This is a genomic window from Escherichia marmotae (assembly GCF_002900365.1).
Lineage (GTDB): Bacteria > Pseudomonadota > Gammaproteobacteria > Enterobacterales > Enterobacteriaceae > Escherichia > Escherichia marmotae.
The window spans coordinates 3,417,006-3,433,401 of record NZ_CP025979.1; the positions used below are offsets into that span (position 1 = coordinate 3,417,006).

The following is a 16,396-nucleotide window of genomic DNA, read 5'->3' on the forward strand; positions in this document are numbered from 1 at the left end:
TGCTTACTTTTGAAAGGCTTTTTTTAAGCTGATTTTGGAAATCAGCTCTGTCAGTGAAAGGACCATTGTTGATCGCACAGCTTGTTGATAGCGTTGAACTTGCATCGCGTACAAACTGGAGTCTGCTGGTTCAAACTGTGGCGGCGGTGGTAGCGCCGCCACGCAATGCAGTTCGCCAAATGGCCCAAGAATTTCATCATCGGTAAACGCGTACTCGTTGCCGTCGTGGTTCAGCTCTTCCCGCAGTGCCATCAACAGTTCCGCATCTTCGTATTCATGGCGACTGATTACGCCAAGCCCATAAATCAGCTTTAAGCGCACGGACAGATCGCCCAGCGGGCCATTGCCGTCGAGTAACGGTTCTACAGCATACTTCACCGCGTAATCGTCTTTGCGGAATACCTGAAGCACCAGAAGATTCACCGCCTCGGTCAGGAGATCGACGGCGGTAATCAGAAAGCTTCGCACGGTTTTGCCAGCATTCAGACGCTCAAGCACACGGTTTTCAAAGGCCTGGGTTTGTTCCATTGTTGCCTGCATATCTGACAATCTGTTATTCGGGCGCAGGGACCCCTGCGCCTGGTCCACCATTATTGCATTGCGTTATAAGCGGTTACCGCTTCTGTGACAACCTCGCTGTTGGCATCAAGCCCGGAAATCTGTGCCAGCGCAGCCTGCGGCCCTTTGTCGGCAATCAGCGCAGCCAGTTCCTGAGCCTGTGGATCTTCTTCACTGCGGAAGTGCATGGCGGCAGCAATACCCTGAATCAGGTTTTTGTGCGGTAAACCGTACTCCAGCGTACCCAGCAGCGGTTTTACCAGACGATCTCCGGCGCTCAGTTTACGCAGCGGCTGACGGCCTACACGCTCCACATCATCTTTCAGATACGGGTTTTCAAAACGGCCGAGGATTTTCTGGATATACGCAGCATGTTTATCAGCATCAAAACTGTAGCGCTTGATTAGCACCGCGCCGCTTTCTTCCATCGCACCTTTTACCACCGCACGGATTTTCTCATCGAGAATTGCGTCACGAATGGTCTGATGACCCGCCAGTTTTCCGAGGTACGCGGTTATAGCATGGCCCGTATTCAGGGTGAAGAGTTTACGCTCAACAAATGCCATCAGGTTGTCGGTTAGCTCCATACCTGGGATGTTTGGCAGCGCGCCTTTGAATTGAGTTTTATCGACAATCCATTCGCTGAAGGTTTCTACCGTCACTTCCAGCGGATCGTTGGTTGCAGAAGCAGAAGGTGGCACGATGCGGTCAACGGCGGAATCGACAAAGCCAACGTGTTCTTCAACCCACGCTTTTGCTTCTTCCGGCAGGGCATTCATTACATGGCCTTTCAACTGAGTGGTGCCGCGAACCATGTTTTCACACGCGATGATGTTCAGTGGGGATGCATTACCTTGTTCTTTGCGTTTCACCAGCCCTTTAGCAATCGCCGGAGCAATTCGTTCCAGCACGACCGGACCAACGGCGGTAGTGACTAAATCGACCTGAGCGATTAAATCCACCACGTCATCACCAATACTGCTGACGGCATCAACGCCGGAAACGGTATCGACCTGCTCGGTTTCACCGACCACATGAACCTGGTAGCTATGACGGGCATTCAGGGCATCAAGTACCACCTGATTGACATCGGCAAATGTCAGTTGAATACCCGCATCAGCCAGCAGTTTACCGATAAAGCCACGACCGATGTTACCTGCGCCAAAATGTAATGCTTTCATAGTATTAACCTTCATCAATGTTTTTATCCGAGAGGGCTGGGGTGAGGCATTTCCCTCACCCAAACCCTCTCCATGAGGAGAGGGGCCGAGATATTGCCGGATGCGGCGTAAACGCTTTATCCGGCCTACAAGAACGAGTAAATTCAATAAATTGCACTTTGTTTTGTAGGCCTGATAAGCGTAGCGCATCAGGCAATTAGCCACACCTTCTCCATGTGGAGAGGGTGGGAATGGGTTACTTACGACCGGCCAACAGTTCCAGCACTTCATCCACGCTGGTGGTGTGTGCCAGACGCTCAATGACGGACTCATCATCCAGCGCGTTGGTCAGGCTGGTGATAACCTGAATGTGCTCGTTGTTACGGGCAGCAATACCAATCACCAGACGGGCAATGTCATCTTCTTCTTCACCGAAGCGCACGCCTTCCGGGTACTGACAGAACACGACGCCAGTTTTCAGCACGCGATCTTTCGCTTCAACCGTACCGTGCGGCACGGCGATAGACTCACCCAGATAGGTCGGGGTCAGTTTTTCACGATCCAGCATTGCCTGTACGTATTCCGGCTCAACGTAACCGCCTTTCACCAGTTGTTCGCCAGCAAAGCGAATAGCTTCTTCTTTAGTTGCCGCTTTACGACCGAGGAAGATGTTCTCCGCGCCCAGTTTGAACAGGTTGGCGTTAGAATCGTCAAAGCTGTCTTTCAGGCTGTCTTTCACTTTCTCTTCGTTTTCAGTATGGCGCTGGGCAGCAACCAGACGTTCGGTCAGGCTGGTGTACAGGCCACTGTCGAGGAAGTTAGTCAGCGAAATATGCTGAGCCTGCGGAACCTGACGCATAGCGCGCTCGGTCAGATCACGGTGAGTGATGACGAGGTCCACATCTGGCGGCAGGTTATTGATCGCGCTGTTAGTGACGGAAATCTGTGACAGACCGGCATCCTGAATTTTCTTACGCAGCACACCTGCGCCCATTGCACTGGAACCCATACCAGCGTCACAGGCAACGATGATTTTACGCACGTGACTCAGGTCGTTAGTCACATCACCAGCAGACAGCGGAGACGCGCCTTTAGCCTCAGCTTTCATGTCCTGCATACGGCGAGTTGCCGCTTCAATATCGTCTTCCTCTTTCACTTTGCTGGTTTTCAGCAGAATGGCAGAGACAACGAAGGAAACCGCCATTGCCGCACATACACCCGCGATGTTAGCGAAGTAAGCACCTTTTGGCGTCATCGCCAGTACCGCGAGGATAGAACCCGGAGATGCCGGAGAAACCAGACCACCGCCCAGAATAGTCAGCGTAAACACGCCAGTCATACCGCCGAGGATAACGGCGAGGATCAGACGCGGATTCATCAGCACATACGGGAAGTAGATTTCGTGGATACCGCCCAGGAAGTGGATGATTGCCGCACCGCCCGCAGACTGTTTAGCGCTACCACGACCAAAGAACATGTACGCCAGCAGAACGCCCATACCCGGACCCGGGTTTGCTTCAATCAGGAAGAAGATGGATTTGCCCATCTCATGGGACTGCTGAATACCCAGCGGCGAGAAGATACCGTGGTTAATGGCGTTGTTAAGGAACAGGATTTTCGCCGGTTCAACAAAGATAGACGCCAGCGGCAGCATGTCATGGACAACCATGAAGTTAACGCCCGCAGCCAGCATTTTAGACAGGGCTTCAACCAGCGGACCAATCCCCATGAATGCCAGAATCGCGAGGATCATCCCCATGATACCGGCAGAGAAGTTGTTCACCAGCATCTCAAAACCGGATTTGATCTTACCATCTACCCAGCGGTCGAAATGCTTAATGCACCAGCCGCCCAGCGGGCCTGCAATCATAGAACCGAGGAACATCGGCATATCTGCGCCGACGATAACGCCCATGGTGGTGATAGCACCGACCACGCCGCCACGTTCACCACCTACCAACTTACCACCGGTATAACCGATCAGCAGCGGCAGGAGATAAGTGATCATCGGCCCGACCAGCTTCGCCAGCGTTTCGTTCGGTAACCACCCTGTTGGAATAAATAACGCGGTGATGATACCCCACGCGATAAACGCGCCGATATTTGGCATCACCATGTTGCTGAGGAAACGACCAAAGCTTTGCACTTTGATCTTAATATCGGATGACATAAAAACACCCCTTCTTATGTTTGCTGTCGCGCAGGCTGGAAGCCCGAGGTTTTTTGTTAATGTGGCGGCAGAGGTAGCCGGACCTTGTAGATACTGCGAAATCTGGCACTGAATCGGTTAACTGTCCAGTCGACGGTCTTTTGTGTGATATCAATCACATAAATATAGGGGGTAGAGAGGTAATTGACGTGATATTCATCACAAAATACTTGTGTAAAAAAACAACAAGACGGTGATTTTCGCTAAAAATGGCATTTAAATGTGAGGTTTGTCACGTTTTTTCTTTGATGGTTTGTTGAATCTTTGTGATCTAAATCACAAGATATTTTCTTAAGTCGTTCACCCGATGTGATCTACGGCATGTTCTGGCTCTGCCTTAAGGCCGCTATGTCACTGAGTAACTCATCACCGCTTAAAATTATTCTTCGGTGTGATGGCGAGAATCGCAAACCCGGATTATTGTCAAATAATCAGCCCGACGCCCATCTGGCTGCCAGCCCATAACAACTCTGATAAGCGTGAATCCGAGGCAGCTATGTTTCTAAACTATTTCGCGTTGGGAGTGCTGATTTTCGTCTTTCTGGTGATCTTTTATGGAATCATCGCGATACATGACATCCCCTATTTGATTGCCAAAAAACGCAACCATCCTCATGCCGACGCCATTCATACCGCAGGGTGGGTCAGCTTATTTACACTCCACATTATCTGGCCGTTCCTGTGGATCTGGGCCACGCTTTACCAACCGGAGCGCGGCTGGGGGATGCAGTCGCATATTACACCGCAAGAGAAAACGCCTGACCCAGAAATTGCCGCGCTTTCTGATCGCATCTCCCGGCTGGAGCAGCAACTCGCTGCTGAGAAAAAACCTGACTACTCCACGTTTCCGGAGATCTAATCATGGATCTGTTGATTGTCTTAACTTACGTGGCGCTGGCGTGGGCGATATTTAAAATCTTCCGTATTCCGGTGAATCAGTGGACGCTGGCGACGGCGGCGCTCGGTGGCGTGTTTCTGGTGAGTGGTTTGATTTTATTGATGAACTATAACCATCCCTACACCTTTATGGCGCAAAAGGCGGTGATTGCCATCCCCATCACGCCCCAGGTCACAGGGATTGTTACTGAAGTCACGGACAAAAATAATCAGCTTATTCAAAAGGGCGAGGTGCTTTTTAAGCTCGACCCGGTGCGTTATCAGGCGCGGGTAGACCGACTTCAGGCCGACCTGATGACGGCGACACATAATATTAAGACGCTGCAAGCGCAGCTCACTGAAGCGCAGGCTAACACCACTCAGGTTTCAGCGGAGCGCGACCGGCTGTTTAAAAATTATCAACGTTACCTGAAAGGTAGCCAGGCGGCGGTGAATCCGTTTTCGGAACGTGACATCGACGACGCGCGGCAAAATTTTCTCGCCCAGGATGCGCTGGTGAAAGGTTCCGTGGCGGAGCAGGCGCAGATCCAGAGCCAACTCGACAGCATGGTCAACGGCGAGCAGTCGCAGATTGTCAGCTTAAGGGCGCAACTTACCGAAGCGAAATATAACCTTGAGCAGACCATTATTCGTGCACCGAGCAATGGCTATGTTACTCAGGTGCTAATCCGTCCAGGCACTTACGCGGCAGCTTTGCCGCTGCGTCCGGTGATGGTCTTTATCCCTGAGCAAAAACGGCAAATTGTCGCCCAGTTCCGGCAAAACTCGCTGTTGCGTCTGAAACCCGGCGATGATGCGGAAGTGGTATTTAACGCGCTGCCGGGGCAGGTATTCCACGGCAAACTGACCAGTATCTTGCCGGTGGTGCCTGGAGGTTCGTACCAGGCGCAGGGGGTACTGCAATCATTAACGGTCGTGCCTGGAACTGACGGTGTGCTGGGAACCATCGAACTGGACCCTAACGCTGATATTGATGCTTTACCTGATGGCATCTACGCCCAGGTGGCGGTTTACTCCGACCATTTCAGCCATGTTTCAGTAATGCGGAAGGTGCTGCTGAGAATGACCAGTTGGATGCATTATCTTTATTTGGATCATTGAATGTTGGGTATTGAGTCGCATAAATGTGGTTGAGAGCTAAAAAAGTTGCAAATACAGGACATGAGTATTCGCTGTTCGGCCTGCGAAACTCGTGTCCTTTTTGTCTAGTCCACTGAGCATATAAACGCTCCCCTGATACCAGAAAGTGGACATTTAATTTTTTCTTTTTACCTTGAGAGAAAACTGTTTCGGTGTAATACCAAAGTAACTTTTGAAGTTTCGAATGAAATAAGATGTGCTTGTATATCTGTAAATAGACCCGTTTTAGTTCCATGCATTTTTTGAGAGTCCGGCTAAATATTACGGTTGTTGATAAGTTAATCACAGAGAACAATATTCTGTATGTGAAACCGACTAAACCGCTTAACGAAATGTCTGTCGGCGATATTCCGTTGATCACGGCAGAAAATGGAACCAACAATACCCAGGCGTTTAAAACTGTGACTCAACAAATGGGTTTTCACTCAATGACCCCTGATATTGAGGTGGTAAATACTGACAGTGCCACACAGTGGCGTCTGAAAGGATTCGATGTTCAGCGTAATAATGCTGCACTCAGTGAAAGTCAGCGCTTTATGGATATCCGGTACAGAAACTTCCTATCTGAGGTGAATAACCTTAACCGACGTATGGGTGATCTACGCGATACCCAAGGAGAAGCCGGTGCCTGGGCACGGTTTATGACCACTTCTGGTTCAGGTGAGGGGGGATTCTCTGATCGCCACATGCATCTGCAGGTTGGTGCCGACAGAAAGCATCATTTTGAGGGGGGAGACCTCTTTACAGGCGTCATGATGACCTTTACCGATAGTAAAGCCAGCGCGGAAAGTTATCAGGGGAAAACCCGTTCCGTAGGTGGTGGACTGTACGCATCGACATTGTTTGATTCAGGCGTGTATGTTGACGTAATCGGTAAATATGTCCATCACAGCAACGACTATTTGCTGCAAACGATGGGATTAAAGGCAGACGATACTGCCCACTCCTGGTATTTAGGCGCAGAAACCGGCTGGCACTATCAGTGGAAGCCTGATGTCTTTATTGAACCGCAGGTTGAACTGGTCTACGGCACGTTGTCAGGCAATACCTTTAACTGGCAATACAACGGCATGGATATCAGCATGAAGCGTAAAACGGCAAACCCCTTGATTGGCCGTACTGGTGTGGAATTCGGAAAAACGCTGGATGGTCACGACTGGCAGGTTACAGCGAAGGCAGGTTTAAGTTATCAGTTTGACCTGCGGAATTCTGGCACCACTACTTACCGTGATTTTGCTGGTGAGTCCACCGTGTACAACGGTAAAGATGGTCGTATGTTAGCCAACATTGGGATTGATACACGCATTAAAGACAATACCCGTATCGGCCTGACCGTTGAGAAATCAGCATTTGGTAAGTACAACGTCGATAATGCTATCAATGCGAATATCCGCTATTCATTCTGATATTTAAAAAGATCGTTTCATTTACAAGGCCCGGTATGTGTACGTATCGGGCCATCTTGTGTTTGTCATCACGCTCATATCAATAACATCTGCCCTTTTTTTTAACCCTGGGTCATACTCATATTTTGTTAACAAAAAGGAAACATAATGAAACTCATCGGTAGCTACACCAGCCCGTTTGTACGCAAACTTTCTATTCTGTTGTTAGAAAAGGGCATTACTTTCGAATTTATCAATGAACTGCCCTATAACGTAGACAACGGCGTGGCGAAATTTAACCCGTTAGGGAAAGTGCCGGTGCTGGTGACCGAAGAGGGCGAATGCTGGTTTGATTCGCCAATCATTGCCGAATATATCGAATTAATGAACGTTGCTCCGGCGATGCTGCCGCGCGATCCGCTAGAGTCGTTGCGAGTGCGTAAGATTGAGGCGTTGGCAGATGGCATTATGGATGCCGGGCTGGCTTCGGTGCGTGAGCAGGCGCGCCCGGCGGCGCAGCAGTCTGAAGATGAGCTGTTACGCCAGCGGGAGAAAATCAACCGCAGTCTGGATGTGCTGGAAGGATATCTGGTCGATGGCACGCTCAAAACCGATACGGTCAATCTGGCGACTATCGCTATTGCCTGTGCCGTCGGGTATCTCAATTTCCGCCGCGTTGCGCCAGGCTGGTGTGTGGACCGCCTACACTTAGTCAAACTGGTCGAGAATCTCTTTAGCCGCGAAAGCTTCGCTCGCACCGAACCGCCAAAGGCTTGATGCGCGATATGTCCTCCAGACACTTCTCACGTTACAATCTGCGGTTATGTTAAACGCCCTTCTCCGTGTGAGAGGGCCTTGATGAGCCTGGTTTCCTATGACAACCGAAACGCGTTCCCTCTATAGTCAGCTTCCCGCTATTGATCGCTTATTGCGTGATAGTTCCTTCCTTTCTTTACGTGATACTTATGGCCACACTCGCGTGGTGGAGTTGCTGCGTCAGATGCTTGACGAAGCGCGAGAAGTAATTCGCGACAGTCAGACGCTACCCGCGTGGTGTGAGAACTGGGCGCAAGAAGTCAACGCCCGACTGGCGAAAGAGGCGCAGAGCGCGCTGCGTCCGGTGATCAACCTGACGGGAACGGTGCTGCATACTAATCTTGGTCGGGCATTGCAGGCGGAAGCGGCGGTGGAAGCTGTTGCGCAAGTTATGCGTTCACCGGTGACGCTGGAATATGATCTGGATGACGCCGGACGTGGGCATCGCGATCGCGCGCTGGCACAGTTGTTGTGCCGCCTTACTGGCGCGGAAGATGCCTGCATCGTCAATAACAATGCGGCGGCGGTGCTGTTAATGCTGGCAGCAACTGCCAGCGGCAAAGAGGTGGTGGTTTCTCGCGGTGAACTGGTGGAGATTGGTGGCTCGTTTCGTATCCCTGACGTAATGCGTCAGGCAGGTTGTACCCTGCATGAAGTAGGAACCACCAACCGTACCCACGCTAATGATTATCGTCAGGCGGTGAATGAAAATACCGCGCTGTTGATGAAGGTGCATACCAGTAACTACAGCATTCAGGGGTTCACCAAAGCGGTAGACGAAGCGGAGTTGGTGGTGCTCGGTAGAGAGCTGGATGTTCCAGTAGTGGCTGATTTAGGCAGCGGTTCGCTGGTCGATCTTAGCCAGTACGGTTTGCCGAAAGAGCCGATGCCACAGGAGTTGATTGCCGCGGGCGTCAGCCTCGTGAGCTTCTCCGGCGACAAGCTGTTAGGCGGGCCACAGGCAGGGATTATCGTCGGTAAAAAAGAGATGATCGTCCGGCTGCAAAGTCACCCGCTGAAGCGTGCATTACGCGCAGATAAAATGACCCTCGCGGCGCTGGAAGCCACGCTGCGTCTTTATTTACACCCTGAGGCTCTGACAGAAAAATTACCGACCCTGCGTCTGCTTACCCGCAGCGCAGAGGTCATTCAAATCCAGGCGCAACGTTTACAGGCTCCCCTTGCCGCACATTACGGCGCGGAGTTTGCGGTACAAGTTATGCCATGCTTGTCGCAGATCGGCAGTGGTTCGCTGCCTGTTGATCGCCTGCCGAGCGCGGCATTAACGTTTACACCTCATGATGGACGCGGTAGCCACCTTGAGGCATTAGCCGCCCGCTGGCGTGAATTGCCGGTGCCAGTGATTGGCCGCATTTACGACGGGCGTCTGTGGCTGGATTTACGCTGCCTTGAAGATGAGCAACGGTTTTTGGAGATGTTGTTGAAATGATTATTGCGACTGCCGGACACGTTGACCACGGCAAAACGACATTATTACAGGCGATTACTGGCGTAAATGCCGACCGTCTGCCGGAAGAAAAAAAGCGCGGTATGACCATCGATCTCGGCTATGCCTACTGGCCGCAGCCGGATGGACGCGTTCCTGGATTTATTGATGTTCCCGGCCATGAAAAGTTTCTTTCCAACATGCTGGCGGGCGTTGGTGGTATCGATCATGCGCTGTTAGTGGTGGCGTGCGATGACGGAGTGATGGCACAGACCCGTGAGCATCTGGCGATTTTGCAGCTTACCGGTAACCCGATGCTGACGGTCGCGCTGACCAAAGCCGATCGCGTGGACGAAGCGCGCGTTGATGAGGTTGAACGCCAGGTAAAGGAGGTGCTGCGGAAATACGGTTTTGCTGAGGCAAAACTGTTTGTCACCGCAGCGACTGAAGGAAGGGGAATTGATGCTCTGCGCGAACATCTGCTTCAGTTGCCGGAACGTGAACACGCCAGTCAGCACAGTTTCCGCCTCGCTATCGACCGTGCTTTTACCGTAAAAGGTGCCGGGCTGGTGGTGACGGGTACGGCGTTAAGTGGGGAAGTGAATGTTGGCGATTCATTATGGTTGACGGGGGTAAATAAACCGATGCGCGTGCGTGCTCTCCATGCGCAAAATCAACCAACAGAAACCGCCCATGCTGGGCAGCGTATTGCGCTTAATATCGCCGGTGATGCGGAGAAAGAACAGATTAATCGAGGCGACTGGCTGCTGGCAGATGTGCCGCCAGATCCGTTCACGCGGGTGATTGTCGAGCTTCAAACCCATACGCCGCTGACCCAGTGGCAGCCGCTGCATATTCACCACGCCGCCAGCCACGTTACGGGGCGTGTTTCGCTGTTGGAAGATAACCTTGCCGAACTGGTGTTCGACACGCCGCTATGGTTGGCGGATAACGATCGCTTAGTGCTACGCGATATCTCGGCCCGCAATACGCTGGCGGGTGCCCGCGTGGTGATGCTCAACCCGCCGCGCCGCGGTAAACGTAAGCCGGAATATCTGCAATGGCTGGCGTCACTGGCACGGGTGCAGAATGATGCCGAAGCGCTGGCTGTTCACCTGGAGCGCGGTGCGGTGAATCTCGCGGATTTTGCATGGGCGCGTCAGCTCAACGGCGAAGGGATGCGCGAATTGCTGCAACAGCCGGGCTATATTCAGGCCGGTTATAGCTTGCTGAATGCACCGGTTGCTGCTCGCTGGCAGCGTAAAATTCTCGACACATTAGCGGCTTATCATGAACAGCATCGCGACGAACCAGGGCCGGGACGCGAACGTCTGCGGCGCATGGCGTTGCCGATGGAAGATGAAGCCCTGGTACTGTTGCTGATTGAAAAGATGCGCGAAAGCGGCGAGATCCACAGCCATCACGGCTGGCTGCATCTGCCGGATCACAAAGCCGGATTTAGCGAAGAGCAGCAGGCTATCTGGCAAAAAGTGGAACCGCTGTTTGGCGACGAGCCGTGGTGGGTACGCGACCTGGCAAAAGAGACGGGGACCGACGAGCAGGCAATGCGCCTGACGCTGCGCCAGGCGGCACAGCAGGGGATAATTACGGCGATCGTCAAAGATCGTTACTATCGCAATGATCGAATTGTCGAGTTTGCCAATATGATCCGTGATCTCGATCAGGAGTGTGGCTCGACCTGCGCGGCGGATTTCCGCGATCGCTTAGGCGTTGGCCGAAAACTGGCGATTCAAATTCTGGAATATTTTGACCGGATTGGCTTTACGCGTCGCCGTGGAAATGATCATTTATTACGTGACGCATTATTATTTCCCGAAAAATAAGGAAATAATTAATTCATAATAAATATGAATTAATACAAAGTTCTTATTAATATTAAGGAAGCACGTTGTATGATGAATATAACGTGCTTTTTATTAAAAATATTTTAATAAACGGGAATGTCGATCATATTTTCGAATGAAAATACTTTGTAATCTGCCAGCCCTTTTTACTCTTCCAGGAGTGTTTTATGGCAGCTTCAACCTTTTTTATTCCTTCAGTGAATGTCATCGGTGCTGATTCATTGAATGATGCAATGAATATGATGGCAGAATATGGATTTCGCCGTACATTAATTGTTACTGACAATATGTTAACGAAATTAGGCATGGCGGGTGATGTGCAAAAAGCACTGGAAGAACGCAATATTTTTAGCGTTATTTATGATGGCACCCAGCCGAACCCAACCACGGAAAATGTCGCGACAGGTTTGAAATTACTAAAAGAAAATAATTGTGATAGCGTGATTTCCTTAGGTGGTGGTTCTCCGCACGACTGCGCAAAAGGTATTGCGCTGGTGGCAGCCAACGGTGGTGATATTCGCGATTACGAAGGCGTTGATCGCTCTGCAAAACCGCAGTTGCCGATGATTGCCATCAATACCACTGCGGGCACTGCGTCTGAAATGACCCGTTTCTGCATCATCACCGACGAAGCGCGTCACATCAAAATGGCGATTGTGGATAAACACGTGACTCCGCTGCTTTCTGTCAATGACTCCTCGCTGATGATCGGTATGCCGAAATCACTGACTGCCGCTACCGGGATGGACGCCTTAACGCACGCCATCGAAGCGTATGTTTCTATTGCGGCAACGCCGATCACCGACGCTTGCGCATTGAAAGCAGTGACCATGATTGCCGAAAACCTGCCAGTAGCAGTAGAAGATAGCAGCAACGTTAAAGCGCGTGAAGCAATGGCCTACGCTCAGTTCCTCGCGGGTATGGCGTTCAACAATGCCTCTCTGGGGTATGTTCATGCGATGGCGCACCAGCTAGGCGGTTTCTACAACCTGCCGCACGGCGTATGCAATGCCGTTCTGCTGCCGCATGTTCAGGTGTTCAACAGCAAAGTTGCCGGTGCGCGTCTGCGTGACTGCGCGGCGGCAATGGGCGTGAACGTGACGGGTAAAAACGACGCGGAAGGTGCAGAAGCCTGCATTAACGCTATTCGTGAACTGGCGAAGAAAGTGAATATCCCTGCGGGTCTGCGTGACCTGAACGTAAAAGAGGAAGATTTTGCGGTGCTGGCGACCAATGCCCTGAAAGACGCCTGCGGTTTTACTAACCCGATTCAGGCAACTCACGAAGAAATTATGGCGATTTATCGCGCTGCGATGTAATCACCTTCCCGTAACGGCTGGCAAATTGTCAGCCGTTTTTTATCAACTATCTCTGTAATCCTTGCCTGTAAATTTGTGATTGCCGTCGTAAAGCTATCACCGGCTGGCGAAGATTTCACCAACCATGTCTACCCTTGTTATACCTCACACAGCAAGGAGACTACCATGACCAACAATCCCCCTTCAGCACAGATTAAGCCCGGCGAATATGGTTTCCCCCTCAAGTTAAAAAACCGCTATGACAACTTTATCGGCGGCGAATGGGTCGCGCCCGCCGACGGCGAGTACTACCAGAACCTGACGCCAGTGACCGGGCAGCTTCTGTGCGAAGTGGCGTCTTCGGGCAAACGCGATATCGATCTGGCGCTGGATGCAGCCCATAAAGCGAAAGATAAATGGGCGCATACCTCGGTGCAGGATCGCGCGGCGATTCTGTTTAAGATTGCCGATCGGATGGAGCAAAATCTGGAACTGTTGGCGACGGCAGAAACCTGGGATAACGGCAAGCCCATTCGTGAAACCAGTGCTGCCGATGTGCCGCTGGCAATTGACCATTTCCGCTATTTCGCTTCGTGTATTCGGGCGCAGGAAGGCGGGATCAGTGAAGTGGATAGCGAAACTGTGGCTTATCACTTCCACGAACCGTTAGGTGTGGTGGGGCAAATTATCCCGTGGAACTTCCCGCTGTTGATGGCGAGTTGGAAAATGGCTCCGGCGCTGGCGGCGGGCAACTGTGTGGTGCTGAAACCGGCGCGACTCACTCCACTTTCGGTGCTGCTGCTGATGGAAATCGTGGGTGATTTACTGCCGCCAGGCGTAGTCAACGTGGTCAACGGCGCTGGTGGCGAAATTGGCGAATATCTGGCGACCTCAAAACGCATTGCTAAAGTGGCATTTACCGGCTCAACGGAAGTCGGTCAGCAGATTATGCAGTACGCTACCCAGAACATTATTCCGGTGACGCTGGAGCTGGGCGGTAAGTCGCCAAATATATTCTTTGCTGATGTCATGGATGAAGAAGATGCTTTCTTCGACAAGGCGCTGGAGGGCTTTGCATTGTTCGCCTTCAACCAGGGCGAAGTCTGTACCTGTCCGAGTCGTGCTTTAGTGCAGGAGTCTATCTACGAACGCTTTATGGAACGCGCCATCCGTCGTGTTGAAAGCATTCGTAGCGGTAACCCGCTCGACAGCGTGACGCAAATGGGCGCGCAGGTTTCTCACGGGCAACTGGAAACCATCCTCAATTACATTGATATCGGTAAAAAAGAGGGTGCGGATGTGTTTACCGGCGGGCGGCGTAAGCTACTGGAAGGGGAACTGAAAGACGGCTACTACCTCGAACCGACGATCCTGTTTGGTCAGAATAATATGCGCGTCTTCCAGGAAGAGATTTTTGGCCCGGTGCTGGCGGTGACGACATTTAAGACGATGGACGAGGCGCTGGAGATTGCCAACGATACGCCATATGGCCTGGGCGCAGGCGTCTGGAGTCGTAACGGCAATCTGGCCTATAAGATGGGGCGCGGCATTCAGGCTGGGCGCGTGTGGACCAACTGTTATCACGCTTACCCGGCACATGCGGCGTTTGGCGGCTACAAGCAGTCGGGTATTGGGCGTGAAACCCATAAGATGATGCTGGAGCATTATCAGCAAACTAAGTGTCTGCTGGTGAGCTACTCGGATAAACCGTTGGGGCTGTTCTGATGTGAAAAACGGGTTGCATCGGGTATTCATTGCCTGATGCGACGCTTGCGCGTCTTATCGGTTCAAATGTTTACGTCTTGAATAGCTGAATATTTATTGAACTAAATTGCGAGTATCCTCGCATCTTTTCAACAAGTTACTGCACACCATTATTCTTCTTCCGAGCGACATTCCTGAGTCAACTTTATCCACCTGACGGCCTATATAAATCGCGCTATCGTGATTGCTACCAAAACATCTGGCTCAGCGGGTGCAGGACTTTATTGGCGGGCAATGGCTGCTGGTAGATATCAATATGAATCAGTTCGAAGGTCGGGCTGAACGAATCAATATTACAATGCCGAAAGGGTTACTGAACAAGATTGATACCTACGTGCGCAATCATCCTGATTACGCCAGCAGAAGTGCGTTTCTGGCCGAAGCTGCCGGACGAGATTACCGACAGCCCAATGATCGATCGTTATGAGAGTTTTATGTTTGTCACTGGTGTGAGCTGGCGTTTTTAATTGACCAGGGAGATGTTGGATAAATTGCGTTAGCAAAATCTATATTAATCAGTTGTAATTACGGTGTCGGAGGGGTGTCCGGCACCGCAATGGATTACGGCAGATAAAACACTTCTTGTAGCTCGCTACTGATCGGGCTGTTATTCGGATTAGCGGGCATAACGTCGGTCATATATTTCCACCAACGTTGGCAAACGTCAGTGCTGGCAACCGCATTCCAGCGTTCTTCAGATTCAATTTCCACGCTGGCAAACAGCAAATTTCGCGCTTTATCGAGATAGATAGCGTAGTTATGCGCGCCGTGAGATTTCAATACCGCTTCCAGTTCCGGCCAGATCGGGTTATGCCGACGTTGATACTCGTCGTGGGCGTCGGGGTTTACCTGCATAACAAAGGCTTTGCGGATCATGTTTACTCCTTACAGCGCCAGCGCGCTAGCCAGTGGCGTAACGCCGAAACGTTTGCCGAGGGCTATCAACTCCTCACGGCCGATGGTCTGTTTCATGCCGCCCATCGAATACACTTTTACCAACACTTCCGCCGATTTTTCTGCGGTATCGATCAGGCCAAACGCTTCGTCCAGCGTCGGACCGCTGCCGAAGACGCCGTGGAATGGCCAGAGTACCAGTGAATGTTTTTGCATTTCTTGCGCGGTGGCCTGGCCGATTTCGTCCGTGCCTGGCACCATCCACGGCAGAATGCCGACACCATCCGGGAATACCACCAGGCACTCGGTGCTGCCTTCCCACAGTTGGCGGGTGAAAACCGCCGTGTCGTTTTCCAGCACATAGGTGAGGGCGATGAGGTTGGTGGCATGGCAGTGCATGATCACCCGATCTTTACCGTTGGTGGTTTTGATGCGTTCGCAGTGGGAGAGGAAATGAGCCGGAAGTTCGGAGGTCGGAACGGCTTCGTTGGTTAGCCCCCAGAGAATGTGGTATCCCGCACCGTCGCTGTCGACTTTTACGATGCCTAAATTGGCAGCGGGATCGAGCTGGACGTTACGGAAGAATTTGCCGGAACCGGTGACGATAAACGGTGTATTTGCCAGTAAAGGCATTGGCTGACTGAGCGGGATATAGCGCGGTTGTGGATGGAAATTGTCGTGATAAGGCGCGATATCGGCGTCATCCAGGCGCAGCGTCAGGTTGCCGCCGTTGCGCTCGTCCCAACCTTTCAGCCAGGCATCGGTGGTGGCTTTGATCATTCCCTGGACAAACCAGGACTGGGTAATGTTTTGCATGTTCTGTGTTCCTGTAAATTCGGTGTTGTCGGATGCACGACCTGTAGGCCGGATAAGGCACCTGTGCCGCATCCGGCACTCAATGCCTGATACGTCTTATCAGGCATATAACTGTTGCTGACCTGTAGATCGGATAAGTCACTTGTG

13 protein-coding genes and 3 pseudogenes are annotated in these 16,396 nt (G+C 51.6%); 10 read left to right on the plus strand and 6 right to left on the minus strand.

The genetic code is table 11. The annotated features are described in order from the left end of the window. Positions 1–3 precede the first annotated feature (3 nt). The 3 genes from mtlR to mtlA all read right to left on the minus strand — a co-directional run bounded on the left by mtlR (position 4) and on the right by mtlA (position 3,888). Entirely contained in the window at positions 4–591 is a 588-nt protein-coding gene (gene mtlR, locus C1192_RS17640; RefSeq protein ID WP_000228285.1) for a mannitol operon repressor MtlR, read from the minus strand. Then, on the minus strand, positions 591–1,739 hold the full coding sequence (mtlD, locus tag C1192_RS17645) for a mannitol-1-phosphate 5-dehydrogenase (RefSeq protein ID WP_038355015.1): 1,149 nt from the start codon (positions 1,737–1,739) through the stop codon (positions 591–593). Before mtlD ends, mtlR begins: the two co-directional genes overlap by 1 nt. 235 nt (positions 1,740–1,974) lie before the next feature. Continuing rightward, complete coding sequence (gene mtlA / locus C1192_RS17650) at positions 1,975–3,888, minus strand: PTS mannitol transporter subunit IICBA (protein WP_000093278.1); 1,914 nt, start codon at positions 3,886–3,888, stop codon at positions 1,975–1,977. Between the two features lie 535 nt (positions 3,889–4,423). Between mtlA and C1192_RS17655 the strand changes: the two genes are divergently transcribed. Next, positions 4,424–4,786: a DUF3302 domain-containing protein gene (locus C1192_RS17655; RefSeq protein ID WP_001517475.1), complete on the plus strand. Its 363-nt coding sequence runs from the start codon at positions 4,424–4,426 to the stop codon at positions 4,784–4,786. Between the two features lie 2 nt (positions 4,787–4,788). Next, entirely contained in the window at positions 4,789–5,925 is a 1,137-nt protein-coding gene (locus C1192_RS17660; protein WP_001517476.1) for an HlyD family secretion protein, read from the plus strand. Between the two features lie 153 nt (positions 5,926–6,078). Here C1192_RS17660 and C1192_RS17665 read toward each other — a convergent pair. Beyond that, positions 6,079–6,171 (minus strand): annotated as a pseudogene (locus C1192_RS17665) (AraC family transcriptional regulator); the annotation flags it as partial. A 98-nt stretch (positions 6,172–6,269) separates the two neighbouring features. On the opposite strand from C1192_RS17665, the gene C1192_RS17670 reads away from it, so the two are divergent. The 8 genes and pseudogenes from C1192_RS17670 to C1192_RS25715 form a co-directional block, all read left to right on the plus strand. After that, positions 6,270–7,370, plus strand: a complete 1,101-nt coding sequence (locus tag C1192_RS17670) for an autotransporter outer membrane beta-barrel domain-containing protein (RefSeq protein WP_052463033.1) — start codon at positions 6,270–6,272, stop codon at positions 7,368–7,370. A gap of 147 nt (positions 7,371–7,517) precedes the next feature. Further along, a complete protein-coding gene (locus tag C1192_RS17675) occupies positions 7,518–8,126 on the plus strand; it encodes a glutathione S-transferase (RefSeq protein ID WP_038355014.1) in 609 nt (202 codons plus the stop codon). Positions 8,127–8,223: 97 nt separating this feature from the next. Then, a complete protein-coding gene (gene selA, locus C1192_RS17680; protein WP_038355013.1) occupies positions 8,224–9,615 on the plus strand; it encodes an L-seryl-tRNA(Sec) selenium transferase in 1,392 nt (463 codons plus the stop codon). After that, positions 9,612–11,456 carry a selenocysteine-specific translation elongation factor gene (selB, locus tag C1192_RS17685; RefSeq protein ID WP_038355012.1) on the plus strand — a complete coding sequence of 615 codons (1,845 nt, stop codon included), beginning with the start codon at positions 9,612–9,614 and terminating at the stop codon, positions 11,454–11,456. Before selA ends, selB begins: the two co-directional genes overlap by 4 nt. 188 nt (positions 11,457–11,644) lie before the next feature. Continuing rightward, positions 11,645–12,796 (plus strand): L-threonine dehydrogenase, encoded by a 1,152-nt coding sequence (gene yiaY / locus C1192_RS17690; RefSeq protein ID WP_038355011.1) that lies wholly within the window; start codon positions 11,645–11,647, stop codon positions 12,794–12,796. A 165-nt stretch (positions 12,797–12,961) separates the two neighbouring features. Further along, positions 12,962–14,500, plus strand: a complete 1,539-nt coding sequence (aldB, locus tag C1192_RS17695; protein ID WP_038355010.1) for an aldehyde dehydrogenase AldB — start codon at positions 12,962–12,964, stop codon at positions 14,498–14,500. A gap of 235 nt (positions 14,501–14,735) precedes the next feature. Continuing rightward, positions 14,736–14,933: pseudogene (locus tag C1192_RS17700) on the plus strand (type II toxin-antitoxin system HicB family antitoxin); the annotation flags it as partial. Further along, a pseudogene (locus C1192_RS25715) lies at positions 14,914–15,006 on the plus strand (MipA/OmpV family protein); the annotation flags it as partial. The pseudogenes C1192_RS17700 and C1192_RS25715, both read left to right, overlap by 20 nt. 94 nt (positions 15,007–15,100) lie before the next feature. On the opposite strand, the gene rhaM reads toward C1192_RS25715, so the two are convergent. Together rhaM and rhaD are read right to left on the minus strand one after the other, a co-directional pair. Next, entirely contained in the window at positions 15,101–15,415 is a 315-nt protein-coding gene (gene rhaM, locus C1192_RS17705) for an L-rhamnose mutarotase (RefSeq protein WP_000619483.1), read from the minus strand. Between the two features lie 9 nt (positions 15,416–15,424). Then, positions 15,425–16,249: a rhamnulose-1-phosphate aldolase gene (rhaD, locus tag C1192_RS17710; protein ID WP_016262733.1), complete on the minus strand. Its 825-nt coding sequence runs from the start codon at positions 16,247–16,249 to the stop codon at positions 15,425–15,427. Positions 16,250–16,396: the final 147 nt, after the last annotated feature.